Below are 25,893 nucleotides of genomic sequence, written 5' to 3'. Positions count from 1 at the left end.
CTTAAATACATACACCACGCCCATCTTCTAATTTGATAAAAATGCGCCTAACTTATTACTTTATAAGTTGTAACTAATTTAATGCAATCGATTACACAAATATATCTAATTTTATATATTTAGCAAGTAAACCGACTTAAAATTACATTAATAATTAATTTGTGTACTAGGGTTTAGATTATTTACAATTAAACCTCTTAAAGCACTGAATTAAACATAATTTTTATCATACTTAGTTCTAAAAAGTAGAAAATAAATTATTCTGAAAGCTAAAATTAACATGTGGGTTGAAAAATAATCCTCAAAACGCCCTATTATAGTTAAATTGTTCATAAATACTATTATCTAATAGCCTCATAACTATATACAATTGACAAAGAATTGCGTAATTTGAATATTATGTTAACTTTGAAAAAAAAGAAGCAAATGGAGTTACTTGAAAAAGCTCAGGAATTTATAGGTCGAAAAATGAGTAATATGTCTACTAGTGACCGAGTAGAGGCATCGAGAGAGGCAAAAGCACTTATTTTAAGCATTAATGAAATATATAAGGAAACTAAGGATTCTAATTTAATGGATGTAATGAAAGAAGTTACAGTCAAAAAGAAGAAAATCGAGAAACGATTGAACGGAGTACCTTTAGTATAAGCTTAATACATTTAAAGACTTATTAAAATTTCTTTTAAGAGTTTAATTGAAATAAAAAAATCCCTTGAAGTACTTCAAGGGATTTTTTTATTTCAATACTATTTTACTACTTCTAATAAATTTAGAAATCTGTTTTAAACAATTTCTGCACTAAGACCTGCCTGCAATAATTTAGAACATTTTGGTTTCAGCTCTTCATACTCACCAGTCTTAACAGTACACTTACCTTTGTAATGAACAATCAAAGAGCACTGTTCGGCCTGTTCTGGTGAATGCTCACAAACAGACATTAGCGTATTTATTACATGATAAAATGTATTTACCTCGTCATTAAAAAGAACGATTTCATTTTGTTGAATCGTTTCTTCTTCTAAAAGTAATTCTTCGGAAATTTCTTCTCTTGTACCCATCATATTCCAATTAATACCTCCTAATTTACATATTTTGCGGCAACCCAATTATTACGTTCAAGATTTTTTTCAAACTTTAACGCTAATTCAGTACATTTTTGTGTGATCATTTCAAGATCCTCGGTATAAAACCCACTTAATAATAAAACACCACCAGTGTTTAAAGATTTTGCATAACTAGGTAAATCTGCCAATAAAATATTCCTATTAATATTGGCAATAATTAAATCGTACTTCTTACCATCAAGTAATGCAACATCGCCTTCATATACAGAAATAAAGCCCATGCCGTTACGCTCAACATTCTCTTTTGCATTCAAATAACACCAATTATCAATGTCGATGGCATCTATAGTAGTAGCACCACGCATACCTGCAAGAATTGCCAAAACACCAGTACCACTACCCATATCTAAAACAGTTTTCCCTTTTACATCTAACTGTAAAATATGCTGTAGCATCATATGGGTTGTTTCATGATGACCTGTACCAAAACTCATTTTTGGTTCTATAATAATGTCATACTCTACGTTAATAGCCTCATGAAAAGGAGCTCTTATCATACAAATATCATCAACAATAATAGGCTGAAAGTTTTGCTCCCAAGTAGCGTTCCAGTTCTCTTGAGCTATTTCTTTATAGTCGTAAGTAAATTTATATCGCGAATTATCCAATATCGGAAGATTTTCTAACATACCTTCAGACCAATCAGTTTTTTGAATGTATGCCAACACATCATCATCTTCTTCAACAAAACTTTCAAAACCAGCTTCACCCAATTCTGCAATGAGAAGGTCTGAAGCCGGATCTTTAGGTTTTACCTTAAAACGGTATTCAATATATACTGTATCGCTCATTTGAAATACTTTGCTTAAATAGCTTTAATGATAGCAATAAAATCGTCGGCAACTAATGAAGCGCCACCGATTAAACCACCGTCAACATCTGGTTTAGAAAAAATCTCCTCTGCATTACCCGGCTTAACACTACCACCGTATAGAATAGTAACATTGTTTGCTATTGTAGCGTCAAATGCTTCTGAAATAGTTTTACGAATGAATGCATGCATTTCTTGAGCTTGTTCTGGAGAAGCTGTTTCACCCGTACCAATTGCCCAAACTGGCTCGTATGCCAAAACAATATTAGACCAAGCGGATGGCACTAAACCAAAGAGTACATTCTTTAACTGACTTTCAACCAATTTAAAATGGTTGCCAGATTTACGATCTTCTAATTCCTCACCGAAGCAGAACATTACACGAATGCCTTTATTTAATGCTGTAATAACTTTCTTTGAAAGTATCTCATCATCTTCACCAAAATAAGCTCTTCTTTCAGAGTGACCGATAATTGCTGTATCGATACCAATATTCAATAACATATCTGCAGAAATTTCTCCTGTAAATGCTCCGCTTTCAGCATAATGCATATTCTGGGCTATAACTTCTATTTTAGAACTTTCTAAAGCATGTACCGCACTAGCCAAGTTTACATATGTTGGCGCTACCATAACTTCTGCATTGGTATCTGGCAATTTTGCCGATAACTCTGCTAAAAGTGTTTCCGTCTCAGCCAAATTCTTATTCATCTTCCAGTTACCTGCTACTATCTTTGCTCTCATGTTGTTTTTGTTTCTAATTATTTTATTTCAATTTAATATCTTAATTGAAGATTAAATCTCCTAGATCGTTATAATGTACTTTCTGTTTTATGGTTCCTTTCTCTAAAACCAATACTCCCGGATTAGATCGAACAATGGTCTTCAATGTTGTTTCATCGGTAAAGTAAAAATCAAAACCTAAGTTATTCTCTTTTACCAAAGCATCAGTTTGATCTGGTCCAGAGGCCGACATACCTATTACTTTATATCCAGCTTTTATAGCCTTATCGGCTACTGTTTTTATATTCTTGAACTCTTCTAAATTCGATTTTCTTAAATCATAAGCAATGACCATTACCAATTTAGGCTCTTGCAATAATGAACCTGCAAAATCTTCTCCCTCTTGTTCTATGGTAAAATCATGAACAGGTGGTTCATAGCCTGCCTGAATCTCTTCTGTTTCAACATCAATAAACTCGCCGTCTACAGTCGGGTAATCTCCATTACTAATATGAATTTCTTCGTTACCGTTTACATTGAATTTCCATCTGTATTCAAAAATAGCTTTGGGCGCATCATCTGGTGTACTCATACCCTCTGCTATATTCTTGCCTATTTCGTAAGGTCTAAAATCTATTACCGGTAAGTGGTTTAACACGTAATACACGTAACCGATACAAGCAAAAAACGATGTTGCTAAAACTGTCGTCAAGACCTTTGAATTTACTAACGGTGTAATATATTTTCTGCCGACATATATGATTAATATCAGTACTAACAGCACTACATCTTTCGTAAAAGATTCCCATGGTGTCAGCTTTATCGCATCACCAAAACAACCACAATCGGTTACTTTATTAAAGTATGCAGAGTAAAATGTTAGAAATGTAAAGAACACGATCATGGCAATCAACGTCCAAATCGTAATTTTGCGTTTGTAGCCGAGTATAAGCATAACACCGACCATTACCTCAACAATAACAACAAGAATTGAAATTGCCAAAGCAAAAGGAGTTAGAAAAGGTAGGTCTAAAACACCTTGACTAAAATACTCTTCTAACTTAAAAGAAAATCCAACAGGATCGTTCAGTTTTATAAATCCGCTTATAATAAAAAGTATACCAACAAAAATTCTAACGACACCTACTAAATACTTCATTCTTATTATTATTTTGATTCTGAACCTAAATGTATCAATGCAAAAACTGCGTAATTAATCATGTCTTGATAATTGGCATCAATACCTTCGCTTACCAAAGTTTTACCCTTATTATCTTCTATCTGTTTTACACGAAGGAGTTTTTGCAAAATTAAATCTGTCAATGAACTTACTCTCATATCTCGCCAAGCTTCACCATAATCATGGTTCTTGTTCAACATCAATTCTTTAGTAATTTTAATATGCTTAGCGTATAATTCAACTGCCTTTTCAGTATTTAAATCGGGCTGATCCGCAACACCAAGTTCTAATTGAATTAATGCCATTACCGAATAATTGATAATCCCGATAAATTCTGAACGTTCTCCTTCATCGACCTTTCGAACATCGTTCTCTTGAAGACTACGTATACGCTGCGCCTTAATAAATATTTGATCAGTTAGCGATGGCAATCTTAATATTCGCCATGCACTACCGTAATCTTTCATTTTTTTCTGATATAGATTTAAACAAACCTTAATAACCTCATCGTATTCCTTTGCTGTATCTAGCATGTAATTCTATCTAATTTGTGTAAATTTCGCTTAAAAAATTGTAACCATCAAGATTGACGGTTTAAACTTGAAAAATGCCACAAATTCCTATTAAAATTTGACAATGACCATAAACTGCAACGGTAAACTTTTATCATTAAATCAGCCCAAAGTAATGGGTATTTTGAACGTTACTCCAGATTCTTTTTTTGATGGCGGAAAATACAAAGACGAAAAGAGTATTCTAAATCAGGTTGAAAAAATGCTCAACGAAGGCGCCACTTTTATTGATGTAGGTGCTTATAGTACAAGACCTGGTGCTTTAAATGTTGATGAAGCTACCGAGTTAAAACGTGCAGTACCCATTGTTGGTTTAATTCTTAAGAATTTTCCAGACACCATACTCTCTATAGATACGTTTAGAAGTAGTGTTGCCAAAGAATGTATTGAAAACGGTGCTGCCATAATTAACGATATTTCTGCGGGATTACAAGATGACAACATGTTACATACCGTTGCCAAATTACATGTACCATACATTATGATGCACATGCGTGGCACGCCACAAAACATGCAGAAAAAAACAGATTATGATGATGTCATAAAAGAAGTTCTTTCATTTTTTTCTGAAAGACTTGTTGCAACGAAATCTTTAGGAATAAAAGATATTATAATCGACCCAGGTTTTGGTTTCGCAAAGAATTTGGAACAGAATTATAAGCTTTTAAATCAAATGGAAGTAATGAGCATAATAGAACACCCATTATTAGCTGGTATCAGCAGAAAATCGATGATTTATAAAACATTGGGTAATACAGCAGAACAGGCATTAAATGGTACAACAGCATTACATATGGTCTGCTTACAGAAAGGGGCTAAAATTCTTAGAGTACATGACGTAAAAGAAGCAATGGAATGTGTAAAACTCTATGAACAATTAATTGCCTAAGTTTATATGAATTTGTTGTCATCAATTTTCTTAATTTTACTAAAACGGTACTGATTGGATTTTTTAAATTTTATTGACTTTAAGATTACAGATGTTCTAGATATCATTTTTGTTGCCGTACTTCTATACTACATCTACAAATTAGTTAGGGGATCAGTAGCGATTAATATTTTTATCGGGATTGTCATCGTCTGGGCTTTTTGGAAATTGACCGAACTATTAGACATGCAAATGATCAGTAGTATGGTTGGTGCATTTATGCAAGTAGGTCTTATTGCACTAATCATAGTTTTTCAGCAAGAGATCAGAAAATTCCTTTTAATGATCGGCTCTACCAATTTCGCCAACAAGAGAAACTTTGTAAAGCATTTTAAATTCTTAAAGCAAGAAGGCTTATCGACAGACACAGATGTTGATGCCATATTAAAAGCTTGTGAGAAAATGGCAAGTACCAAAACGGGAGCTATTTTAGTTATCGAACGTAATAACTCTTTAGATTTTATAAAAAGTACAGGTGATCGCATGAATATTGAAATCAACCAACCTATTCTTGAAAGTATCTTTTACAAAAACAGTACACTTCATGATGGAGCTGCTGTTATCGTTGGAAATTATATTGTTGCTACGAGAGTAATTTTACCAGTTTCGAACGAACGTAATATTCCGTTGCGTTTCGGATTACGACATAGAGCTGCAGTAGGAATAAGTGAAAAGACCGATGCCCTAAGCATCGTAGTAAGTGAAGAAACAGGATTGATATCTTATATTAAAAACGGAGAATTTGTTCTTTACGATTCCATCACCCAATTAGGGAATATGCTTAAGCAAGATTTGATATAGTGGAATGTAAAAACTGCCATACCAACCTAAGAACCGATTATAGTTATTGTCCCAATTGTGGTGCTAAGGTAATACGGAACAGACTTACAGTAAAAAATCTCTGGTATGATGCTACCGAGCGATTTTTCAATATTGACAACACTTTTCTTAGAACCTTCAAACACCTTTTCACAAAACCAGATGAAGTTATTGGCGGTTATATTAACGGAGTTAGAAAAAAGTATTTAAACCCTATTAGTTATTTCACCATTGCAATTACACTTGGCGGATTATTTGTTTATGTATACACAGAGTTTTTCCCTAATGCTTTAGATTTTGATTTTAGATATGGAAATTCTTCGTCTTTAACCGAAGCTGAAAAATTTGGACAAGATTTTCAAAAGAAATGGAATACGTATCTATTCAAATACCAAAGTCTCTTTTACATAGCTATGCTTCCATTTTTAGCTTTGATTTCTAGACTTGTATTTATCAATAAGAAACAATTTAACCTTAGTGAGCATTTTGTAATAAACATCTATTCTTACTCTCATTTGTCCATAATTATCAATACCGTTTATATGTTGGTTTTATGGAATTCCAAATTACTTTACTACGTTTCCATGGTCAATTTGGTATTCCAAATTGGTTTCTTCACATGGGTATTTTACAAACTTTTTAATTTAACCATAAAGCAGACCATAATAAAACTTTTATTCTTTTTCTTTTTATTCGCTGCGGTATGTTCTGTGCTATTGATAATTGGGATAGTCTATATAGCCCTTTTCACTGATACTTTTCAGAAAATAACATCATAATTAAGCAACTTCCTCAGCTAAGAATTGAGCTTCATATAAATTACTGTAGTAACCACCCTTTTTAAGTAGTTGTTTATGAGTGCCGGTTTCTACAATATTACCTGCGTCCATTACAATAATTTTATCGGCTTTTTTAATAGTAGCCAATCTATGGGCAATAACAATCGAAGTTCTCCCTTGCGTAATTTTATCAGTAGCAGACTGAATTAACTGCTCAGAATAGGTATCTACCGACGATGTAGCTTCATCTAAAATTAAAATGCTAGGGTTACTGACATAAGCCCGTAAAAATGCAATTAATTGACGCTGACCACTAGAAAGCATGGTACCTCTCTCCTTTACATTATACTGATAACCACCTGGCAGACTTGTTATAAACTCATCTACACCAATTGCTTTAGCCGCATTTTCTATATCAGAAACGCTTATTGAAGGATTTTTCAAGGAAATATTATTCGCAATCGTATCGGCAAACAAAAAGACATCTTGTAATACCACAGCTATATGGGCACGTAATAGCGATAATTTATATTCTTTAATATCTACGCCATCAACCAAGATAGCGCCAGAATTAATCTCGTAAAACCTATTCAATAAATTTATAATAGTACTCTTACCTGCACCAGTTGCACCTACGATCGCAACTGTTTCTCCAGCCTTAACATCAAATGAAATTCCGTGTAAAACCTCTTCATCATCTAAGTACCCAAAACGAACATCATCAAATTTGATATCACCATTGACAACTTCCTTCTCATAAGAACCTACATTTTGAATATGACTATTAGTATCTAAAATTTTAAAAACTCTATTAGCGGCAACCATCCCCATTTGTAGAGTATTAAACTTATCAGCAATTTGACGAAGTGGTCTAAAAAGCAAATCGATCAACATAATAAAAGCAAAAATAGTACCTGCTATATCCGTAGATATATTAGCAACATTCTGCAGTCCGCCATACCAAACAATTAATCCAACGGTAAGGGAAGAAACAATTTCTGCAATAGGGAAGAAAATGGAATTATACCAAACTGTTTTCAACCAAGCTTTTTTATGCTTCTCATTAATTTCTCTAAACTTTTCGCTCTCAATTTTCTCTCGGGTAAAAAGCTGTACTATTTTCATACCCGTAATTCGTTCTTGCACAAAAGAATTCAAGTTAGAAACCTCTGCCCTAACTTCTGTAAAAGCTACTTTCATAGCTTTTTGAAACCATCTTGTAGCATACATTATTATTGGTAATAGCGCAAAAACTATTAAAGCGAGTTTCCAATTTATGAATAGCATGACTATTGCAGCAACTATCATTTTAAGCAAATCTGCCACAATTACGAAAAAACCTTGACTGAATATCTCGCCAATTCGTTGCATATCTGCAACAGCCCTAGTTACCAAAACTCCCAAAGAAGAATTATCAAAATACTTCATTTTAAAAGAAAGCATTTTCTTGAAGAGACTTATACGAACATCTTTAATAACAGATTCGCCTAACCAGTTTGCGTAATAATTAAAAGCCAATTGACATATTACTTGACCAAGCAACACCACCAACATAGCAATGGTTAAGTAAAGCAACATTTCTGCATTGCTTTCTTTTATAGCTTCATCAATAATTTTTTTGACGATTAAGGGAGTAAGAATCGCAAAACAAGACAATAATATGGCAGCCAAAGCAACGCCATAAAATGTAATTTTGTACGGTTTTGTATAGGCGAGTAAGCGTTTAAAAAGACGAGTGTCAAATGCTTTGCCAGAATCCTTATCCATTCTTTAAAATAGTATTGGGGTAAACAATAGAGGTCAAATATAATCCTTTTGCAGGAACAGAAACGCCTGCTTTTGTTCTATCCTTACTTTTTAATATGGTATTAACATAGTCTGCAGGGTATTTACCCAATCCTACATTGATTAATGTTCCGACAATGGCTCTAACCATATTGCGAAGAAACCGATCTGCTGTAATGGTAAAAACAAGCTTATTATTTTTTTGTTCCCATTTTGCCTCTCTTAGGTCGCAAATATTAGTATACACATCTGTATTCGATTTAGAAAAACATTCAAAATCCTTTTTACCCAACAATAATGCTGCTGCATTATTCATTTGAACAACGTCTAGATCCTTTTTTACAAAATGAGCTAAATCTGTTGAAAAAGGATCTTTCTTTTTATCGATTTTATATTCATACGTTCTTGCGGTGGCATGAAAACGTGCATGTGCATCATCTTCAACTTCAAAAATTCGATCTACCGCTATATCATTTGGCAAGAAAGAATTTAATCTAAAAATGTAGTCAGAAATATTTTCTAAGATATCAATATCGAAATGGGCATACATTTCTTTCGCATGAACACCAGTATCTGTTCGGCCAGCACCCATAAGCGAGACAGGCGAATTTAAAAGTTTAGACATGCCGTTCTCCAGCACTTCTTGAACAGTTATGGCATTTGGCTGATATTGCCAGCCATGATATGCTTTACCGAAGTATGAAAATTGAATGAAGAATCTCAAAAGTATGTGCTAGTTTTGTATCTCACAAAGATATTAAAAAGGATACGTTTTAACATTCGATCCGGCAAAGTCAAAAAAGAATATTAGTTGCCCGGTAAAACACATCTATTTCCCCAATCAAATTGAAATCTAAAAATGACCAAAATCCTATTACTTTCTGACACTCATTCGCATATTGACGATGCCATTTTAAAGCATATAAAGTGGGCAGATGAAGTATGGCATGCTGGTGACATTGGATCTTTAGACGTTACCGATGCCATCGCGAAATTAAAACCTTTAAAAGGAGTACATGGTAATATTGACGACCATATTATTCAAAAAGAATTTCCTGAAAATAATAGATTTTTTTGTGAAGGTGTTGATATTTTTATAACTCATATAGGAGGATACCCACCTAAGTATAATATAAGAACCAGAGATATGATCAGAGAAAATCCTCCAAAATTATTCATTTGCGGGCATTCGCATATTCTAAAAGTGATGATGGACAAAAAGTTAGGTGTTTTACATATGAACCCAGGTGCATGTGGAAAACACGGATTTCATCAAGTACGTACTATGTTACGTTTTGTTATAGAAGAAGATAATATCAAAGACCTTGAAGTAATCGAGTTAGGTAAAAGATAAAACACAGGGCATTTATTAATAGTATGCGACCTATATTTTTGCTATTAAGAATTTAAATAAATACATCTAGATAAAGGATTACCTAAAGTTTAGAAAAGTAAAGACATAAAAAAACCCGGAAACTACCCCGGGTTTTAACGCACTAATACTACTAAGATTATAGGCTTAACGCAAGCGATCAACAGATTTTACAAGATCTTCATCCTTTTTTATAGCTCTATTTGCAAGAACCAAAAAAATGATAGAAAATACTGGAATCAGCATCCCAATACCCTTCTCAGAGACCAAGGTCTCTCCGGATAAGTTTAGTGATCGATAAACGAAAAATCCTAATAAAAAAACGTTCAATATCATGTTCAGCCTGTTAATTACAAACTGAGATTTTCTATTTTTAAATTGTACCATAGCCCATATTGCTAGAACGGTACTTGCATAAAAGGCAATAGAAATAAGCATTTCATTATTTGCAAATACTTCAGTACCATCTATATGAATCCATAGATTAAAGAAGAACGGTAGAATACCCGTAAGTATTGCTACAACTATCAAATAAAGGCTTTGTATTCTTTGAATCATAAATAAATTACCACTTTACACTGCAAAAATACATGTCTTTTCAAAAAATATAACCTTTTTATTCAAAATAATTTGTAATATTGCTACGTTAACACGTCATAACGCCTACCAGTAAGGAAAGTATCTCCTTTAGATTATCCAAATAAAATATTTACTTCTTACAATACAAACTCTTATAATTTATTCTACTACTTAATGTTTGAGATTTCAGATTTAAAATCAAAAAAGCTACCTGAACTACAGGAAATTGCGAAAGGACTTAAGGTTCCAAAATTCAAAACCTTAAAAAAACTAGACTTAGTTTATCAGATTTTGGACTTACAAGCCGCCAACCCGAAGGTTGCTGCAGCTATAGCTCCTCCTGTTGCTACTGAAGAAGTTACCAAACCTGCTGAAGCAAAGCCAAAACCGAAGCCAAAACCAAGACCTAGACCTCGTGTCGAAAAAAACACGAACAAAGAAACTAATGCTCCTGCAACTGTGGCAGCAGAAAAGGTTACACCAGCAAAGGTAAATTTAGCTAAGACAGAAACTACCCAAGAAAGTAGTTCTAAGGAAACTGTTGAGCAAAAAAGGCCAAGACCAAGACCAAAAGCTGCAAATCAACCTAATAAAAAGAATTCACCTCAGAGTAGCAATCATAAAAATAAGCCAAATCCGAGACCTACTCACGACAAAAGTAATTTTGACAAGGATTTGAAGAACAGGTATAAAGAACCTGAATATGAATTCGACTCTATTATTGCTAGTGAAGGTGTTTTAGATATCATGCAAGATGGATACGGTTTTTTACGTTCATCTGATTACAACTATCTATCATCACCTGATGATATTTATGTTTCTCAATCTCAAATTCGTCTTTTCGGATTAAAAACCGGAGATACCGTATTAGGTAACGTAAGACCACCTAAAGAAGGAGAAAAATATTTTCCACTTATTAAGGTGAATAAAATTAACGGCATAGACCCACAAATTGTACGTGACCGTGTATCATTTGAGCATTTGACTCCGTTATTCCCACAAGAAAAATTCAATTTGGCAGAACGCCAAAGCACGATATCTACCCGTATTATCGATTTGTTCTCTCCAATCGGAAAAGGACAAAGAGGTATGATCGTATCTCAACCAAAGTCTGGTAAAACCATGCTTTTAAAAGATATAGCAAACGGAATTGCTGCAAATCACCCAGAAGTTTATCAAATTATCTTATTGATCGATGAACGACCAGAAGAGGTAACCGACATGCAACGTAATGTACGTGGCGAAGTTGTAGCTTCAACTTTTGATAAAGAACCAACAGAGCACGTGCGTGTAGCCAATATTGTTTTAGAAAAAGCTAAGCGCTTGGTAGAATGCGGTCATGATGTTGTAATTCTTTTAGATTCGATTACACGTTTGGCAAGAGCATACAACACTGTGCAACCAGCATCTGGTAAAGTATTAAGTGGTGGTGTTGATGCCAACGCATTACACAAGCCAAAAAGATTCTTTGGTGCTGCCCGTAATATCGAAGGTGGCGGTTCACTTTCCATTATCGCAACTGCGTTAACAGAAACAGGTTCTAAAATGGACGAAGTTATCTTTGAAGAGTTTAAAGGTACAGGTAACATGGAGCTACAATTGGATCGTAAGATTGCAAACAGAAGAATTTTCCCTGCTATTGACCTTACTTCTTCAAGCACACGTAGAGATGACATGTTATTAGACGAAAGCACGTTACAACGTATGTGGATCATGCGTAAGTATCTTGCAGACATGAACCCTGTTGAAGCAATGGAGTTTATAGAGCAGCGTTTTAAACAAACAAAAAACAATGAAGAGTTCTTAATGACGATGAATCAATAGAACAATTCTAACATATATTTTAAAATCCCGATTTCTTTATGAAATCGGGATTTTTTTATTCCATAAACTCTAGTATCATACAAAACTAGACACCTATTATTCTTTTTAATATCTTTAGCATATCAGAAAAGAACTCTCCCCCAGTCTTTTACCACTTTTCGTATTAATAATTTTAATTCTAAGAAAATGAAAAGACCGACCATCTTAAGTATCAAAATCGCCCTGTTCTTTGCTCTAACAGCTATCATTAGTTGCAATGAAGAACAAAAACCGAATGACCCCAAAAATGAACAGCCAATTCTTGTTAAAGCACCTGCACAAATCATCGCCATTACAGAAGCACAAAATTTGTACGAAACTTACAGCAAAAGAAGAATACCGTTAATTCAGCACTATGAAGATTCTATAAATAGAATACATAAAGAAGACAAAGAATTCGACGTTGGCAGATTTGTATATTATGACTACAAAACAATTAAACAATATTTAGATTTCATAGAACAAGAGGCTGCAGATGCCGATGTTGAAATTTCGACTTTGAGGTTTTACTTTTCCAATTATCCAGATGAAGTTGTTTTCAAGGATACAGAAGACTCCATTAAACACCCTAGACAGAATTCTATAATGCTTTCCCCAACCTACAATGACGGAAAACGAGATTACCTGTTCTACATAGCGCAAGGTGCAAAAGGCAAGCAAGCCGTGCCATTAAATAATGAATTTCAAGACATAAAGGGCTTTGGTACACATATGCAAGAAAGAAACAAAGTTTATGCATCTATCGCACCAAACTTAAAATCAACAGCTGCAGCACCACTAAACCTACAAGAGTCACAAAGTTTAACCTTAAATAGAGGTTCTGGTGTTCCACCGCCAAAGAACCAATAACTTTGTAATAACAAGGCTGAAAATATGCTAGCATACCTTTTGGATAATTACTACATACCACTCTATTTTATAGCATTGGTTATATGCATAATTAAATATCAACTTTATTATGACACGGTATTAAAGTATTTTCCAATACTACTTGCCTACACCTTTATGTCAGAGGTATTAGGACTAATCGTAAGAGATGTAGATGACATTCAGTTAGTATATAAGCAAGAATTTTACAATTATAATACTATAATTTTCAACATATATGATATTATTTTCTTCCTATATTTCTTTTATGTCTATTATCAACTGAGTGATGATAGACTAACTAAAAATATAATTAAATATGGCGGAATATGTTTTTTATTGACTTGTATTATAAATCTATTTCTTCAAGATTTTTACACAGAACCTCAAAATTTTGCCATTATCATTGGCTCGACAATTATAATATATACAGCGTCGATATATCTATATAAAATGATTATTACAAAACATAAATTACCAGTGTATAGAAATCTTTTATTTTGGATAAGTCTCGGTGTTTTATTTTTTTACATCTGGTACCCAATAGCTATGTATATTCTATCTTTTCATTACGAATTTTTCACCAGCTATAATTTATCTAAATACCACTACATTTCAATAGTCGTATTTTACTCTTGCATTATCGTTGGTCTTACTTTAATGAAAAGGCTCAGAATAGCCAACGAGGTAATTAAATAAGAAGTACTTTTAAAATAATGACCCAACAAAAAAAGCCTTCCTAATTAAAGGAAGGCTCTAAGTTTTTACTTTAAAGCTAAATTATAATGCAGCTACGTGCTTAGCTAACTTACTCTTTAAGTTGGCAGCTTTATTATCATGTATAATATTACGTTTTGCTAAACGATCGATCATACTAACAACACTTGGAAAAAGAGCCTCTGCATCTTTCTTAGATTCTTCTGAACGTAATCTTTTTATAGCATTACGTGTAGTTTTATGCTGATATCTGTTTCGTAAACGAACTGCTTCGTTTCTTCTGATTCTCTTTAATGCCGACTTGTGATTTGCCATTTTATAATTTATTATAATTTCTTCGGATTCTCATCCATTCAATTTTTGTAGTCCGTAGGGGAATCGAACCCCTGTTACCAGGATGAAAACCTGGCGTCCTAACCCCTAGACGAACGGACCATTATGTCAATGCTTGGAAATACATCCAAATGTTTAATTAGTAGTCCGTAGGGGAATCGAACCCCTGTTACCAGGATGAAAACCTGGCGTCCTAACCCCTAGACGAACGGACCATACTTTGCGCAATTGCGGATGCAAAAATACAAATATTTTTTACTATCACAACACCTACTTATTATTTTTTGAAAAAATTAATAAGCTTTAGCAAATAACACCCTTTTATTAGACGGTTTACCCGTTACCATACAAGTACCTTCTTCTTCTTTCGCATCGATGGGAATACAACGTATAGTTGCCTTTGTCTCGTTTTTAACACGTTCTTCAGTCTCTTTACTACCATCCCAATGCGCAGAAATAAACCCACCTTTTTCTTTTAAAACTTTTTTAAATTCATCGTAAGAATTCACTTCTGTGATATGATTAGTTCTATAATCAAGCGCTTTTTGGTACATATTCTTCTGAATATCTTCCATCAAAAACTCAATTTTAGCAACTACATCTGTCGCCGCAACAGTCTCTTTTTGCAACGTATCTCTTCTAGCCAACTCATATGTGCCATTTTCAAGATCTCTTGGTCCAATTGCCAACCTTACCGGTACTCCGCGCAACTCATACTCATTGAATTTAAAACCAGGTTTATGTGTATCTCTATTATCAAATTTTACAGAAATACCTTTCGCTCTAAGTTCTTTAACTAGCGGATTAACGGTCTCAGAAATTTGATCTAACTGATCCAATCCTTTATAAATTGGTACAATAACAACTTGTATAGGTGCTAATTTTGGAGGAATAACCAAACCATTATCATCACTATGCGTCATAATCAACGCCCCCATTAATCGTGTTGAAACACCCCAAGAAGTAGCCCAAACATATTCTTTACTACCTTCTTTCGTTGCAAATTTAACATCAAAGGCTTTTGCGAAATTCTGACCTAAAAAATGAGACGTACCAGCTTGTAACGCCTTACCATCTTGCATTAATGCTTCAATACAATAGGTCTCAATAGCACCTGCAAAACGCTCGCTTTCTGTTTTAGTACCTTTAATGACAGGTACCGCCATATGGTTTTCTGCAAAATCGGCATAAACGTTCATCATTTGTTCTGCCTCTTCAATTGCTTCCTTTTCGGTGGCATGCGCCGTATGGCCTTCTTGCCATAAAAACTCCGCCGTTCTCAAAAACAATCTAGTACGCATTTCCCAACGAACCACATTAGCCCATTGATTAATAAGTAAGGGTAAATCTCTATAAGATTGAATCCACTTCTTATAAGTATCCCAAATGATAGTTTCAGAAGTAGGCCTAACAATAAGCTCCTCCTCTAGTTTAGCATCTGGATCAACGATTATTCCGCTTCCATCTTCTGCATTTTTCAACCTATAATGTGTAACTACAGCACATTCTTTAGCAAAACCTTCAACATGGCTAGCCTCTTTGCTTAAATAAGATTTCGGTATAAATAATGGAAAATAGGCGTTCTCATGACCCGTTTCTTTAAACATTTTATCTAAAGCAGCCTGCATTTTCTCCCAAATACCGTAACCATATGGTTTTATAACCATGCAGCCTCTTACACCAGAGTTTTCGGCTAAGTCAGCCTTAACCACTAATTCGTTATACCACTTGGAATAATCCTCGCTTCTCTTCGTCAAATTTTTACTCATTATCTGGACTTTGGCACAAATTTTGTGAATATTAGTATATAATAATTGAGTAAAACTAGTTATTTTTAATATGTTCAACAATATAATTTTGATCCTATGATATATTCTATACCCCACAACAAACTTAGAAACATAACAATGTTGGTAACCCTAGCTGTTTTTGCAGCTTCTTGCGGTTCATATCAACAATCATCTTACTACGATAATGATGGTATTTATTCTGATAATGCTCAGACAACGGTAGAAAGAAGACCTGAACAAAGAAATTACACACAGAATAATCCTGAAACAGATACTTACACAAACTATTTTGGTGAAAAAGCAGACCAGTATGGCGAAATATTAGATGAAGAAATTTTTACGGATGTAGATTCTTACTCCAGTAATGATTTAAATCAAGATGTTTCAGAAGATCAATTAACAGATTATTACGCCACCGCAAATGACTATGAAGGTTATGGTAATTGGGGAAGCAATAATGCTGACGTCAGTATTTATATACATAATAATGGATGGAACAATTGGGGTTATGGCAATCTTTACGGATGGGGCTGGAACAATATAGGCTATGCAGGATTTTATGGATACGGCTGGGCTCAACCATGGGGATGGAACAGATGGAATAGGTGGAACAATTGGGGATACGGCGGTTTTGGATTCGGATGGAATAATTGGGGATACGGCTGGAACAGACCTTTTTACGGTAATAATTTTGGATATGCATATGGTTATGGTTATGGCAACAGGTATTACAGTCGCAACAATAGATATTCTAACAGAAGTTATGCATTAAACAATTCTAGAAGAGGAAATTACACAAGACAAACCACTAACAATAGTGGAATTTCTTCCACAGCAGCAAGAGGTCGATCAAACATAAATACTAGAGGTAATTCTTCTAGATATAGAACTACGACCGGCAGAGCAACAACTACTAGAAGTTCTGCCAATACACGTAGCTCAAGAACGTATTCAGGTAACACATCGGCAAGAAGAACAGTTGGTGTCGATCAGAACAGAGCTTATAGAACAAGCAGAAGCACAAGAGCCACACCAAGATACAGCAGTAGTTCTTCAAGAAATTATAGCAGCAGATACAGTAGCAGTCCTAGAACATCAAGCTCTAGTACCGCAAGATCAAGCAGCAGGGTTGCCGTACCAAGAACTTCGACATATAGAAATTCTGGTACTAGCTCAAGAAGTTATTCTTCAGGTAGAAGTTCTGGCAGCAGCTCTAGAAGCAGCAACTATAACTCTGGAAGAAGCAGCTCTAGAAGTAGCAATTACAGCTCAGGACGAAGCAGTTCTAGCGGTAGTTCTTATAGAAGCTCAGGTAGCAGCTCTAGAAGTTCTAGCAGCGGGTCTTCAACTAGGTCTTCTGGTTCATCTAGAAGCAGTAGTAGCAGAAGAAACTAAAATCGAACATTTATCAAACTTGAAACATTGTTATGAAGAGATACTTAACTTTCGTAATATTAATGGCGTGTGCCGTTGGTAGTGCACAAAATATAAATGAAGCTTTACGTTACGGAACAGAAAACCTTCAAGGAACCGCTCGCTTTCAAGCTATGGGCGGAGCGTTTGGTGCACTAGGTGGTGATTTATCATCATTAAACATCAACCCTGCAGGATCAGCTGTTTTTAACAATAGCCTTTTTACAATTAGTGGATCTAACTACCATACGAATAATGATGCCCGTTACTTTGGTGATGCTTTAATAACCAAGAATAACGACATTGAACTAAATCAAATAGGTGGTGCCTTTGTATTCAAAAACACCGATTCTAATTCAGATTGGCAGAAATTTACTTTAGCTTTCAATTATGACTTAGTGAATAATTTCGACAATGAATATTACGTCTCTGGAAGTGGCACCGTAGGAATTGATACGTATTTTTTAGAATACGCAGGTGGCACACCCTTTGGGTCAATACTTTTACAAGAAGGTGAGTTTTTAGAGGAGGCCTATCTTGATATTGGCGCTGCACAAGGGTTTAGAGACCAACAAACTTTCTTAGGCTACTACGGTGGTATTCTTGATCCAGAAACCGAAGATGACAACAGCACTAATTATATTAGTAATTCTCTTTATGATTTTGTTGATCAAGATTTCTTAAGAAGAACTACCGGTTATAACAGTAAATTTACGATCAATGTAGCTTCTCAATATAAAGAAAACATTTATTTGGGAGCTTCTTTAAATTTCCATAGTGTATTATACACTCAATTTGACCAATTTACAGAAGATGGATATGAACCAAATTCAGAAATAACACGAACAACTTTTGACAATTATTTAGAGACGGAAGGTAACGGCTTCTCTTTTAGTTTAGGAGCTATTGCCAAATTAAACGATAATGTACGTTTAGGTGGAAGTTACCAATCTCCTACCTGGTATCGTTTAGAGGACAATACTTCGCAACGCATAAATTCAGATTTAGCAGACGAAGAAATAAATTTCATCAATTTTAATGTGGTGAATTTATTCGAAAGCTACACCGTTAAAACTCCGGGTAAATTAACAGGTAGTTTAGCTGTAATTTTTGCGAAGGACGGATTATTAAGTTTTGATTACGGATATCAAGATTTCTCACAATCTGAACTGCGCCCAACCAACGACCCTAGCTTTCAAACAGTGAACTCACAAATTGCAAGTGATTTAGGTGCTGTCTCTACATTTAGACTTGGTGGTGAATATAGAATACAACAAGTAAGCTTAAGAGCAGGATACCGTTTTGAACAGAGTCCGTATGCAAATGGAAATACAATTGGAGATTTAAATGCCGTTTCTGGTGGTATTGGCTATAACTTTGGCGGAAGTAAATTAGACTTTTCTTTAAGTCGCTCTCAACAAGATGTTAGTGAAAGATTATTCAACGTCGGTATTACAACGCCTGCAATGATTGACAGGGGTATAACAAATGTAACATTAAGTTATACGATCAATTTCTAAATGATATAGAATTTAATTATAAAAAAAAGGGGAGCAAATTGCTCCCCTTTTTTATTTATCTCTTTAATGAAAAATGTGTCTTTCGGGTTTTCGCTACTAATAGATCATCTTCCATTTCTCCATATTCAAACCTGAACCAGTAATCTGTAGATGGCATTTGCTGTCCGTTAAAATTACCGTCCCACGTATCCGTAGGTCCTAATTGTTTCAACAACTTACCGTACCTATCAAAAATAAATACAACAGGATCACTTAGTGTTTCAATACCTAATATATTCCATGTATCATTTACGCTATCACCATTGGGAGTGAAAAATTTTGGATACCCTACTACTAAAAATTCAATTGGATCTGTAATTCCGCATCCGTTTTTATCATTAATAATTACTGTATTCACACCGGGCGGAACATTCATAAAAACAGGATTATCTTGAAACATCCCATTGTTAATAGCATATTCATAATCGCCATCACCCTCAACAAAAAACTCAATATTATTTTGATCTGGATCTATAGATAGGTTGGTATCCAAAGTTTCCACACGTTCTAATATTGGAGTTCCAAAAAAGGTTACCAATACACCACTGTCATCACTAACCGTTGGCGGAGTTCCCGTTATTGTCGTAATAGAAGCGAAATAGCGACCAGTATTAGGGCTCGTTATAATTAATTCAGCTCCAAAATCACCAGAACCGGTAAGCGTATCATCAACTAGCCCATCATCTTCATAATCTACCGTCCACTCAACACTGGCAATGTCTGCACCTGCAGGTGAATTCAATGCACTAATCGTTATTGGGTCATCACCCTCACAAGCAATGATATCCAATCCCAAAAACTCATCTCTTAATGTACAATCTAAAGCAGTATCTTGATTATCACTTACCGAATTACCCGTAAAAGTCAACATAAAAGGTTCAGGGTCTCCAGTAAAATTATCTGCAAAATTATTTATCAATATATAATAAATCTCACCAGGGACAACATCTAAATACTCATCATAAGTGTTTTGACTACCAGTTAAAGATGCACGACCTTCTTCGCCGCTTTCAGGGTTTACTCCTAGACCGGTGAAATTTGTGTCGTTCACTTCATAATTACAGCGAATCGGCTCAGCCGTACCATTACTAATATCTGCGCAATCCACATCTGGTCCATAAACGGCAAAATCCCATTCGGCAGTTGGTATAGAGCCCGAGGTTGCCAAAGCTTCAATATCAAAACCTACCTGACCACCTGTGCCCGCTCTAAAAACAAACCAAGAAGTATTGAACTCAATATTTGCGGAAGAAAGACTACCTTTTTCTAAACATCCAGTTTGAAGTATTACATCTGGATCAAAATCATCGACATCACCAGTTCCACCGGCAATACCCATAATTGGCTGATCGGCACAAACAGGAATAGCCGTTCTACAATCGGCTGAATTCTGTGCAGTTACGTTCCAATAGAAAAGAAACATGCAACATATAGAACAAATGAGTGTTCTCATAAAATGTGTAACTATTTAGTGTACTTGATGTATATTATAACTACACATGACTTGCTTTAGTATCTTACACCGAAGATTCTGGCGTTTAATCGATAAAATGCACTTTTTTAGCCTAAATATCAGGCTTAACGCTTTAATGTGAAATGATTATTAATGTAAGATGCATTTGTACTTTCTCCTAAAGAATTGGTGTAAGTAAGTTTAAACCAGTAGTCTGATTCTGGCAATAAAGCTCCATTAAAAGAACCGTTCCAGCCTGTTGAATTTTCGAATATTTGATACAGTAATTTACCATACCTATCATAAATGGTAATTATCGGATTATCTAAAGCCGACAATCCGTCTACTTTCCAAGTATCATTTACATTATCTCCATTGGGAGTAAAAAACTTAGGAAAACCAACAACTACGATATTACTAGTATCAGAACCACATCCATTTACGTCACGAACTGTGATTGTATGCTCACCAGGGAATAAGTTATTGAAAACCCCGCCATTTTGTGGCGTATCATTATCTACTTGAAACTCAAAATCTCCATCTTCTTCTAAATAAACGTTTACAACATTAGAAGCGTCATCTTCATACTCTATAGTGATATCTGATATTTTTGGTGGACTAGAGAAAACTACGGTTACCGACCTTACGGTTATACATTGTATTAACCCTTGTCTATTGGTTACGGACAAGGTATACACACCTGGCTCTGCCACAGTAATAAGAGATGAGGTTTGCCCTGAGCTCCATTCATATTCAAAATTAGCATCGGGTATACGCTGCCCTATGGTTACAACAGGTTCGTCGCCACAGATAAAAACTTCTGTATCAAAATCTAAAACAGGCAATTCGATTCCGTTTACCTCAAAAGTTTCTGAAGCATCAAAGCACCTTGAATTTTCTATTGACGTAGTTCTTACATATATAGTTTGCAAAACCTGTGTTGGTATAAATTCTTTTGAAAGTGCATTGGCACCATCAAAAGCATCTTCAAAGCTTTCATGATAAGATACACGGAACTCTAACGGACTCTGAGTACCTAACGCCTCAATATCTTTTTCATTAAAATCGATAGCCGTACCATCTAAACAAGCCGTTTCATCTACTAAAGAAAATGTTTCAGGAGAAGGTGCATAAGCTACTTGGGTTTCGCTAATTAAATTATTACCTAAAGGTCTTACCACTAAAACACGATACATACCAGATACTGCAATAGAAAGTTCCGCGTCACTTTCACCCGGTATAAGCTGATATCCAGTACCGGCATCTAAATACCATTCATAATCTAAAGCATCTGCAGTAGTTGCATCTAAAAACACAGTATCGTTATCACATGCTATTATTGGCGGACCTAATAAATTGTCTATAATATTACAATCTAGTGCAGAGTTTGGGAACTCGACAAATATGTTACCTGAAAATTGAATAGAGAATCCGGAGTTGTTGTTACTGAAGTTATTTATCATGAGAAGGTATTCTTCACCTGGCTCAACATCTATCCAATCATCATATTGAATATTGTCTATACCCGTAGGATCCTCACCTACTCCTATATAACTACTATCATCAGAATTATCGAAATAATTACAGCGAACAGGCTCGCCCAATGTGCTACAATCGCTTGTTCTATATAAAGCAAAATCCCAATCTTCGCTGGTATCAAATCCGATATTAAAACCTAACTGACCAATTTCACCAATCTTAAATTTGTACCAAGCAGAATTTGTTTCGATAGTACCACTACCCTGATTTATACAACCAGAAATAGAAGCTCCGTTGAAATCATCGATTCCGTACCCATTAGTACCACCATTTACAGGGGTATTATAGCAAATAGGTACTGCGTTGGTGCAATCGGCAGAGACTTGCGAAAAACAAGTGAAGATGCCAAAAAAGCAAATTAATAAAATGGACACACCATACTTGGTCATAAAGGTATTATGATTTGGAAAATTAAAATTAACTAGACCTTAACGTTATGGCTAATTAATGTTGTGTAATGCCCGTAATTAGTTATAAAGTGGCACATATTGTATATCTTTGCAGCTTCTTAAAGATAGATAAAATGAAAATTGAGGATACACTGGAAAATCAATTTGATGAATTAGGAAACGATCATATTTCTACATCAGAGGATACTCCTTTACGTTCAGATGCCTTTGATTTGGATGATGCCGAGAAGATTGAACGCATTCGCGAAAATGTTCGTGAAATCATGCTAACCCTAGGTTTAGATTTGACCGACGATAGCTTAAAAGGAACTCCGAACAGAGTTGCTAAAATGTACGTTAATGAAATATTCGGCGGTTTAAACCCTAGCAGAAAACCTAAGGCTTCTACTTTTGATAATAAATACAAGTATGGTGAAATGTTAGTTGAAAAGAACATAACATTATATTCTACTTGCGAACATCATTTATTACCTATTGTAGGTAGAGCACATGTTGCTTATATCTCTAACGGCACCGTTGTAGGTCTTTCTAAAATGAACCGTATAGTTGATTATTATGCTAAGCGTCCTCAAGTTCAAGAGCGTTTAAACATTCAAATCGTAAGAGAATTACAAAAAGCTTTAGGTACTGAAGATGTTGCTTGTGTTATTGACGCAAAACACCTTTGTGTAAATTCTAGAGGAATTCGCGATATAGACAGCAGTACTGTAACCGCTGAATATGGCGGTAAATTCAAAGAAGAATTGGTACGCCGCGAATTCTTAAATTACCTTAACCTAGACACCCATTTTTAATAGCATATAGCTTCATGCAATTGTACGAAAACCAGGAAATCAAAGTATACAATTCCTTAACAGGAAAAAAAGAAGTTTTCAAACCCATAAATGAAGGCCACATAGGCATGTACGTATGTGGACCAACAGTGTATAGTAATGTACACTTAGGAAACTGTAGAACTTTCATGTCTTTCGATATGATTTTCAGATACTTTAGGCACTTAGGTTACAAAGTACGTTATGTTCGTAATATCACCGATGCCGGTCACTTAGTTGATGATGCGGAAGATGGCGAAGATAAAATTGCAAAAAAAGCACGATTAGAAAAGCTAGAACCGATGGAAGTGGTGCAGCGTTATACTGTAGATTTTCATAATATTTTGGAGAAATTTAATTTTCTGCCACCAAGTATTGAGCCCACGGCTACCGGTCATATTATAGAACAGATTGAGATTATTAAGGATATTCTTGAAAAGGGATTTGCTTATGAAACCAATGGTTCTGTATATTTTGACGTCGCTAAATTTAACCAAGAACATGAATACGGTAAATTAAGCGGGCGCAAACTTGAAGACATGATCGCCAACACACGAGATCTTGCCGCGCAAGACGACAAACATAATCCGCAAGATTTTGCCCTATGGAAAAAAGCAGAGCCACAGCATATCATGAGATGGCCTTCACCATGGGGCGACGGATTTCCAGGGTGGCACTTAGAGTGTACTGCCATGAGCACAAAATACTTAGGCGAGACATTCGATATTCATGGTGGCGGAATGGATCTTAAATTCCCGCATCACGAATGTGAAATTGCACAGGCTGAAGCTTGTAATGGTAAAAGCCCGGTAAACTATTGGCTACATGCCAATATGTTGACTTTGAACGGAAGAAAAATGGCTAAATCTACTGGTAACAGTATTTTGCCTGGTGAGATATTTTCTGGTGAAAACGAGATTCTGAGCAAGCCCTTCTCCCCTTCTATGGTGCGTTTCTTTATGATGCAGGCACATTACACCAGTATTTTAGATATGAGTAATGATGCTTTATTAGCATCTGAAAAAGGTTTCAATAAATTGATGGAAGCCATCAATTCACTAAAATCTTTAAACACGGGAAAGACTACCGATTTTGATGTTACCACATGGAAAACATCTTGCTATGCAGCCATGAACGATGATTTTAATTCGCCCATCTTAATTGCGAAACTATTTGATGCGGTTAAACATATCAACCTGATTAAAGAAGGTACTGAATCTATTACCGAAGAAGACAAAATAGAATTGGAGAACACCATTCACAGCTTTGTTTTTGATGTTTTAGGTTTAGAGAACAAAAGTAGTTCTGATGCCGATACCGAAAAATTAGGTGGTGTAGTAGAGTTATTAATCGAATTACGTAAATCTGCAAGGGAAAATAAAGATTTTGCCACATCTGATCAAATACGTGATCAATTAGCAGCATTGGGTATTCAATTAAAGGACGGTAAAGAAGGTACTACATACAGCCTTTAAGATTAGTCTAAAAATCTAGATTTTTGAATTTTAGACTGGTATTCACCAGGAGCTAAATGTTGTCTTGTTTTAAAAACCCTATTAAAGTAGGATCTACTTTCAAATCCGCAATCGAGATAGACATCTTTAATGCTACGTTTTGGATCTTGCAGTAAACCAACTGCTAATTTTATACGCTCATTATTTATAAACTCCACCGGAGAGATACCTAGCTCCAGTTTAAATGTTCTATAAAAGTGCGAAGGACTCATACATGCTATTTTACTTAGAGTATCTACGTTTAAAGACTTATGCACATTATCCCTAATATAACGTATAACCTCAGTGAGCCTACTTTCTTTTTTAATAGATAACGTGGCATTACTATAAATTTTACACTCATTAGTCTGTAGAATTCTAATAATGAGTTCACGTAACATATTATCTACAAATAAATCTTTAGAAGGGTGGTCTTCAGAAAACAAGAATAAAAGACGTTGTATGATTTGAAATATGCCCCTGTCATTTACGAAATGAAAATTATAATCCATCAATCCCCATGCCTCCTTATTACTTTTGGGCATGTTCTCATTCATGTATTGTAAGACCTTGTTTATTTTATCCTCAGAAATAGCCATTGCCAAACATCTAGTCGGGTTCTTTGCCATTGCTTCGGGAAAATCAATACACATTCCTTCATTCGCCGGCAAGACCAAAGACTCACCCGGCAAGAAATCAAAAGATTCATAATCACGTAAATGCATGATTTTTTTTCCTTGAATCATACTAGCTAAAACAGGCTGTTCAAATTTTAAAAGAACACTAGCAGCCTGCTCATGAGTTTCAAAAACATGCATAGCTGCATTATTCATCGTATAAGAGGTTTGGTTTTCGACCATGGTCTCTAAACGTCTTCCTTTCAAGAAATTCTCAGCTAAACGAATCACAATTATATTGATTTAATTTTAAGGAATTTACAAAAAAATATACTTAAAAAAATCATAATATCAC

At 34.9% G+C, this 25,893-nt stretch carries 24 protein-coding genes and 2 tRNA genes; 11 read left to right on the top strand and 15 right to left on the bottom strand.

What is annotated here, in order from left to right; all coding sequences use genetic code 11:
• Nucleotides 1-426 precede the first annotated feature (426 nt).
• Nucleotides 427-648, top strand: a complete 222-nt coding sequence (locus tag DFQ03_RS06100) for a hypothetical protein (RefSeq protein WP_036157855.1) — start codon at nt 427-429, stop codon at nt 646-648.
• Between the two features lie 134 nt (nt 649-782).
• Here DFQ03_RS06100 and DFQ03_RS06095 read toward each other — a convergent pair whose 3' ends face one another.
• The 5 genes from DFQ03_RS06095 to DFQ03_RS06075 are packed head-to-tail and all read right to left on the bottom strand — an operon-like array spanning nt 783 to nt 4,371.
• Nucleotides 783-1,058 (bottom strand): ATP-dependent Clp protease adaptor ClpS, encoded by a 276-nt coding sequence (locus tag DFQ03_RS06095; RefSeq protein WP_133672285.1) that lies wholly within the window; start codon nt 1,056-1,058, stop codon nt 783-785.
• A gap of 20 nt (nt 1,059-1,078) precedes the next feature.
• Nucleotides 1,079-1,915 (bottom strand): 50S ribosomal protein L11 methyltransferase, encoded by an 837-nt coding sequence (gene prmA, locus DFQ03_RS06090; protein ID WP_133672284.1) that lies wholly within the window; start codon nt 1,913-1,915, stop codon nt 1,079-1,081.
• Between the two features lie 14 nt (nt 1,916-1,929).
• On the bottom strand, nt 1,930-2,679 hold the full coding sequence (gene tpiA / locus DFQ03_RS06085; protein ID WP_133672283.1) for a triose-phosphate isomerase: 750 nt from the start codon (nt 2,677-2,679) through the stop codon (nt 1,930-1,932).
• A 40-nt stretch (nt 2,680-2,719) separates the two neighbouring features.
• Complete coding sequence (locus DFQ03_RS06080; protein ID WP_133672282.1) at nt 2,720-3,817, bottom strand: BT_3928 family protein; 1,098 nt, start codon at nt 3,815-3,817, stop codon at nt 2,720-2,722.
• An 8-nt stretch (nt 3,818-3,825) separates the two neighbouring features.
• On the bottom strand, nt 3,826-4,371 hold the full coding sequence (locus DFQ03_RS06075; protein WP_133672281.1) for a DUF1599 domain-containing protein: 546 nt from the start codon (nt 4,369-4,371) through the stop codon (nt 3,826-3,828).
• 103 nt (nt 4,372-4,474) lie between these two features.
• Here DFQ03_RS06075 and folP point away from each other — a divergent pair, with 103 nt between their 5' ends.
• Genes folP through DFQ03_RS06060 form a run of 3 tightly spaced genes read left to right on the top strand, consistent with a single transcriptional unit; the run spans nt 4,475 to nt 6,936 of the window.
• Nucleotides 4,475-5,299, top strand: a complete 825-nt coding sequence (gene folP, locus DFQ03_RS06070; protein ID WP_133672280.1) for a dihydropteroate synthase — start codon at nt 4,475-4,477, stop codon at nt 5,297-5,299.
• A gap of 54 nt (nt 5,300-5,353) precedes the next feature.
• Nucleotides 5,354-6,139 carry a diadenylate cyclase gene (locus DFQ03_RS06065; protein WP_073242879.1) on the top strand — a complete coding sequence of 262 codons (786 nt, stop codon included), beginning with the start codon at nt 5,354-5,356 and terminating at the stop codon, nt 6,137-6,139.
• The gene (locus DFQ03_RS06060) at nt 6,139-6,936 is read left to right on the top strand and encodes a DUF3667 domain-containing protein (protein WP_133672279.1); all 798 of its coding nucleotides are present in this window, start codon (nt 6,139-6,141) and stop codon (nt 6,934-6,936) included. The genes DFQ03_RS06065 and DFQ03_RS06060 overlap by 1 nt, the downstream gene beginning before the upstream one ends.
• Here the strand turns inward: DFQ03_RS06060 and DFQ03_RS06055 are convergent, their stop codons facing one another.
• Together DFQ03_RS06055 and truA are read right to left on the bottom strand one after the other, a co-directional pair.
• A complete protein-coding gene (locus DFQ03_RS06055; RefSeq protein ID WP_133672278.1) occupies nt 6,937-8,703 on the bottom strand; it encodes an ABC transporter ATP-binding protein in 1,767 nt (588 codons plus the stop codon).
• Nucleotides 8,696-9,445 carry a tRNA pseudouridine(38-40) synthase TruA gene (gene truA / locus DFQ03_RS06050; RefSeq protein ID WP_133672277.1) on the bottom strand — a complete coding sequence of 250 codons (750 nt, stop codon included), beginning with the start codon at nt 9,443-9,445 and terminating at the stop codon, nt 8,696-8,698. Before truA ends, DFQ03_RS06055 begins: the two co-directional genes overlap by 8 nt.
• A gap of 135 nt (nt 9,446-9,580) precedes the next feature.
• On the opposite strand from truA, the gene DFQ03_RS06045 reads away from it, so the two are divergent.
• Nucleotides 9,581-10,075 carry a metallophosphoesterase family protein gene (locus DFQ03_RS06045; protein ID WP_133672276.1) on the top strand — a complete coding sequence of 165 codons (495 nt, stop codon included), beginning with the start codon at nt 9,581-9,583 and terminating at the stop codon, nt 10,073-10,075.
• Nucleotides 10,076-10,240: 165 nt separating this feature from the next.
• Here the strand turns inward: DFQ03_RS06045 and DFQ03_RS06040 are convergent, their stop codons facing one another.
• Nucleotides 10,241-10,651: a DUF4293 domain-containing protein gene (locus tag DFQ03_RS06040; RefSeq protein WP_133672275.1), complete on the bottom strand. Its 411-nt coding sequence runs from the start codon at nt 10,649-10,651 to the stop codon at nt 10,241-10,243.
• 195 nt (nt 10,652-10,846) lie between these two features.
• On the opposite strand from DFQ03_RS06040, the gene rho reads away from it, so the two are divergent.
• Both rho and DFQ03_RS06030 read left to right on the top strand, forming a co-directional pair.
• Nucleotides 10,847-12,496 carry a transcription termination factor Rho gene (gene rho, locus DFQ03_RS06035; RefSeq protein WP_133672274.1) on the top strand — a complete coding sequence of 550 codons (1,650 nt, stop codon included), beginning with the start codon at nt 10,847-10,849 and terminating at the stop codon, nt 12,494-12,496.
• Between the two features lie 186 nt (nt 12,497-12,682).
• Complete coding sequence (locus tag DFQ03_RS06030) at nt 12,683-13,384, top strand: hypothetical protein (RefSeq protein WP_133672273.1); 702 nt, start codon at nt 12,683-12,685, stop codon at nt 13,382-13,384.
• Nucleotides 13,385-14,182: 798 nt separating this feature from the next.
• Here DFQ03_RS06030 and rpsT read toward each other — a convergent pair.
• The 4 genes from rpsT to proS all read right to left on the bottom strand — a co-directional run bounded on the left by rpsT (nt 14,183) and on the right by proS (nt 16,221).
• Nucleotides 14,183-14,434: a 30S ribosomal protein S20 gene (rpsT, locus tag DFQ03_RS06025; protein ID WP_133672272.1), complete on the bottom strand. Its 252-nt coding sequence runs from the start codon at nt 14,432-14,434 to the stop codon at nt 14,183-14,185.
• A 48-nt stretch (nt 14,435-14,482) separates the two neighbouring features.
• A tRNA-Glu gene (locus DFQ03_RS06020) sits at nt 14,483-14,554 on the bottom strand.
• 41 nt (nt 14,555-14,595) lie between these two features.
• Nucleotides 14,596-14,667: transfer RNA gene (locus DFQ03_RS06015), tRNA-Glu, on the bottom strand.
• A 78-nt stretch (nt 14,668-14,745) separates the two neighbouring features.
• Entirely contained in the window at nt 14,746-16,221 is a 1,476-nt protein-coding gene (gene proS, locus DFQ03_RS06010) for a proline--tRNA ligase (RefSeq protein WP_133672271.1), read from the bottom strand.
• Nucleotides 16,222-16,359: 138 nt separating this feature from the next.
• Here proS and DFQ03_RS06005 point away from each other — a divergent pair, with 138 nt between their 5' ends.
• Together DFQ03_RS06005 and DFQ03_RS06000 are read left to right on the top strand one after the other, a co-directional pair.
• Nucleotides 16,360-17,637 carry a hypothetical protein gene (locus tag DFQ03_RS06005; RefSeq protein WP_133672270.1) on the top strand — a complete coding sequence of 426 codons (1,278 nt, stop codon included), beginning with the start codon at nt 16,360-16,362 and terminating at the stop codon, nt 17,635-17,637.
• 32 nt (nt 17,638-17,669) lie between these two features.
• Nucleotides 17,670-19,175 carry an OmpP1/FadL family transporter gene (locus DFQ03_RS06000; protein WP_133672269.1) on the top strand — a complete coding sequence of 502 codons (1,506 nt, stop codon included), beginning with the start codon at nt 17,670-17,672 and terminating at the stop codon, nt 19,173-19,175.
• A gap of 55 nt (nt 19,176-19,230) precedes the next feature.
• Here the strand turns inward: DFQ03_RS06000 and DFQ03_RS05995 are convergent, their stop codons facing one another.
• Entirely contained in the window at nt 19,231-20,667 is a 1,437-nt protein-coding gene (locus DFQ03_RS05995; RefSeq protein ID WP_133672268.1) for a T9SS type B sorting domain-containing protein, read from the bottom strand.
• A 125-nt stretch (nt 20,668-20,792) separates the two neighbouring features.
• A complete protein-coding gene (locus DFQ03_RS05990; RefSeq protein WP_133672267.1) occupies nt 20,793-22,595 on the bottom strand; it encodes a T9SS type B sorting domain-containing protein in 1,803 nt (600 codons plus the stop codon).
• Nucleotides 22,596-22,729: 134 nt separating this feature from the next.
• On the opposite strand from DFQ03_RS05990, the gene folE reads away from it, so the two are divergent.
• Entirely contained in the window at nt 22,730-23,410 is a 681-nt protein-coding gene (gene folE, locus DFQ03_RS05985) for a GTP cyclohydrolase I FolE (RefSeq protein ID WP_133672266.1), read from the top strand.
• A 14-nt stretch (nt 23,411-23,424) separates the two neighbouring features.
• Nucleotides 23,425-24,903, top strand: a complete 1,479-nt coding sequence (gene cysS / locus DFQ03_RS05980; protein WP_133672265.1) for a cysteine--tRNA ligase — start codon at nt 23,425-23,427, stop codon at nt 24,901-24,903.
• Nucleotides 24,904-24,905: 2 nt separating this feature from the next.
• Here the strand turns inward: cysS and DFQ03_RS05975 are convergent, their stop codons facing one another.
• Nucleotides 24,906-25,829, bottom strand: a complete 924-nt coding sequence (locus DFQ03_RS05975; RefSeq protein WP_243834434.1) for an AraC family transcriptional regulator — start codon at nt 25,827-25,829, stop codon at nt 24,906-24,908.
• Between the last annotated feature and the right edge of the window lie 64 nt (nt 25,830-25,893).

The organism is Maribacter caenipelagi (assembly GCF_004364175.1).
Taxonomy (GTDB): domain Bacteria; phylum Bacteroidota; class Bacteroidia; order Flavobacteriales; family Flavobacteriaceae; genus Maribacter; species Maribacter caenipelagi.
This window is presented reverse-complemented; position numbering and strand designations above follow the sequence as displayed.

Excerpts from the sequence above, each read along its gene's own strand:
- DFQ03_RS06100 (WP_036157855.1), top strand. The coding sequence starts at position 427 with ATGGAGTTACTTGAAAAAGCTCAGGAATTTATAGGTCGAAAAATGAGT.
- DFQ03_RS06095 (WP_133672285.1), bottom strand. The coding sequence starts at position 1,058 with ATGGGTACAAGAGAAGAAATTTCCGAAGAATTACTTTTAGAAGAAGAA.
- prmA (WP_133672284.1), bottom strand. The coding sequence starts at position 1,915 with ATGAGCGATACAGTATATATTGAATACCGTTTTAAGGTAAAACCTAAA.
- tpiA (WP_133672283.1), bottom strand. The coding sequence starts at position 2,679 with ATGAGAGCAAAGATAGTAGCAGGTAACTGGAAGATGAATAAGAATTTG.
- DFQ03_RS06080 (WP_133672282.1), bottom strand. The coding sequence starts at position 3,817 with ATGAAGTATTTAGTAGGTGTCGTTAGAATTTTTGTTGGTATACTTTTT.
- DFQ03_RS06075 (WP_133672281.1), bottom strand. The coding sequence starts at position 4,371 with ATGCTAGATACAGCAAAGGAATACGATGAGGTTATTAAGGTTTGTTTA.
- folP (WP_133672280.1), top strand. The coding sequence starts at position 4,475 with ATGACCATAAACTGCAACGGTAAACTTTTATCATTAAATCAGCCCAAA.
- DFQ03_RS06055 (WP_133672278.1), bottom strand. The coding sequence starts at position 8,703 with ATGGATAAGGATTCTGGCAAAGCATTTGACACTCGTCTTTTTAAACGC.
- DFQ03_RS06045 (WP_133672276.1), top strand. The coding sequence starts at position 9,581 with ATGACCAAAATCCTATTACTTTCTGACACTCATTCGCATATTGACGAT.
- DFQ03_RS06040 (WP_133672275.1), bottom strand. The coding sequence starts at position 10,651 with ATGATTCAAAGAATACAAAGCCTTTATTTGATAGTTGTAGCAATACTT.
- rho (WP_133672274.1), top strand. The coding sequence starts at position 10,847 with ATGTTTGAGATTTCAGATTTAAAATCAAAAAAGCTACCTGAACTACAG.
- DFQ03_RS06030 (WP_133672273.1), top strand. The coding sequence starts at position 12,683 with ATGAAAAGACCGACCATCTTAAGTATCAAAATCGCCCTGTTCTTTGCT.
- rpsT (WP_133672272.1), bottom strand. The coding sequence starts at position 14,434 with ATGGCAAATCACAAGTCGGCATTAAAGAGAATCAGAAGAAACGAAGCA.
- proS (WP_133672271.1), bottom strand. The coding sequence starts at position 16,221 with ATGAGTAAAAATTTGACGAAGAGAAGCGAGGATTATTCCAAGTGGTAT.
- DFQ03_RS06005 (WP_133672270.1), top strand. The coding sequence starts at position 16,360 with ATGTTGGTAACCCTAGCTGTTTTTGCAGCTTCTTGCGGTTCATATCAA.
- DFQ03_RS06000 (WP_133672269.1), top strand. The coding sequence starts at position 17,670 with ATGAAGAGATACTTAACTTTCGTAATATTAATGGCGTGTGCCGTTGGT.
- DFQ03_RS05995 (WP_133672268.1), bottom strand. The coding sequence starts at position 20,667 with ATGAGAACACTCATTTGTTCTATATGTTGCATGTTTCTTTTCTATTGG.
- DFQ03_RS05990 (WP_133672267.1), bottom strand. The coding sequence starts at position 22,595 with ATGACCAAGTATGGTGTGTCCATTTTATTAATTTGCTTTTTTGGCATC.
- folE (WP_133672266.1), top strand. The coding sequence starts at position 22,730 with ATGAAAATTGAGGATACACTGGAAAATCAATTTGATGAATTAGGAAAC.
- cysS (WP_133672265.1), top strand. The coding sequence starts at position 23,425 with ATGCAATTGTACGAAAACCAGGAAATCAAAGTATACAATTCCTTAACA.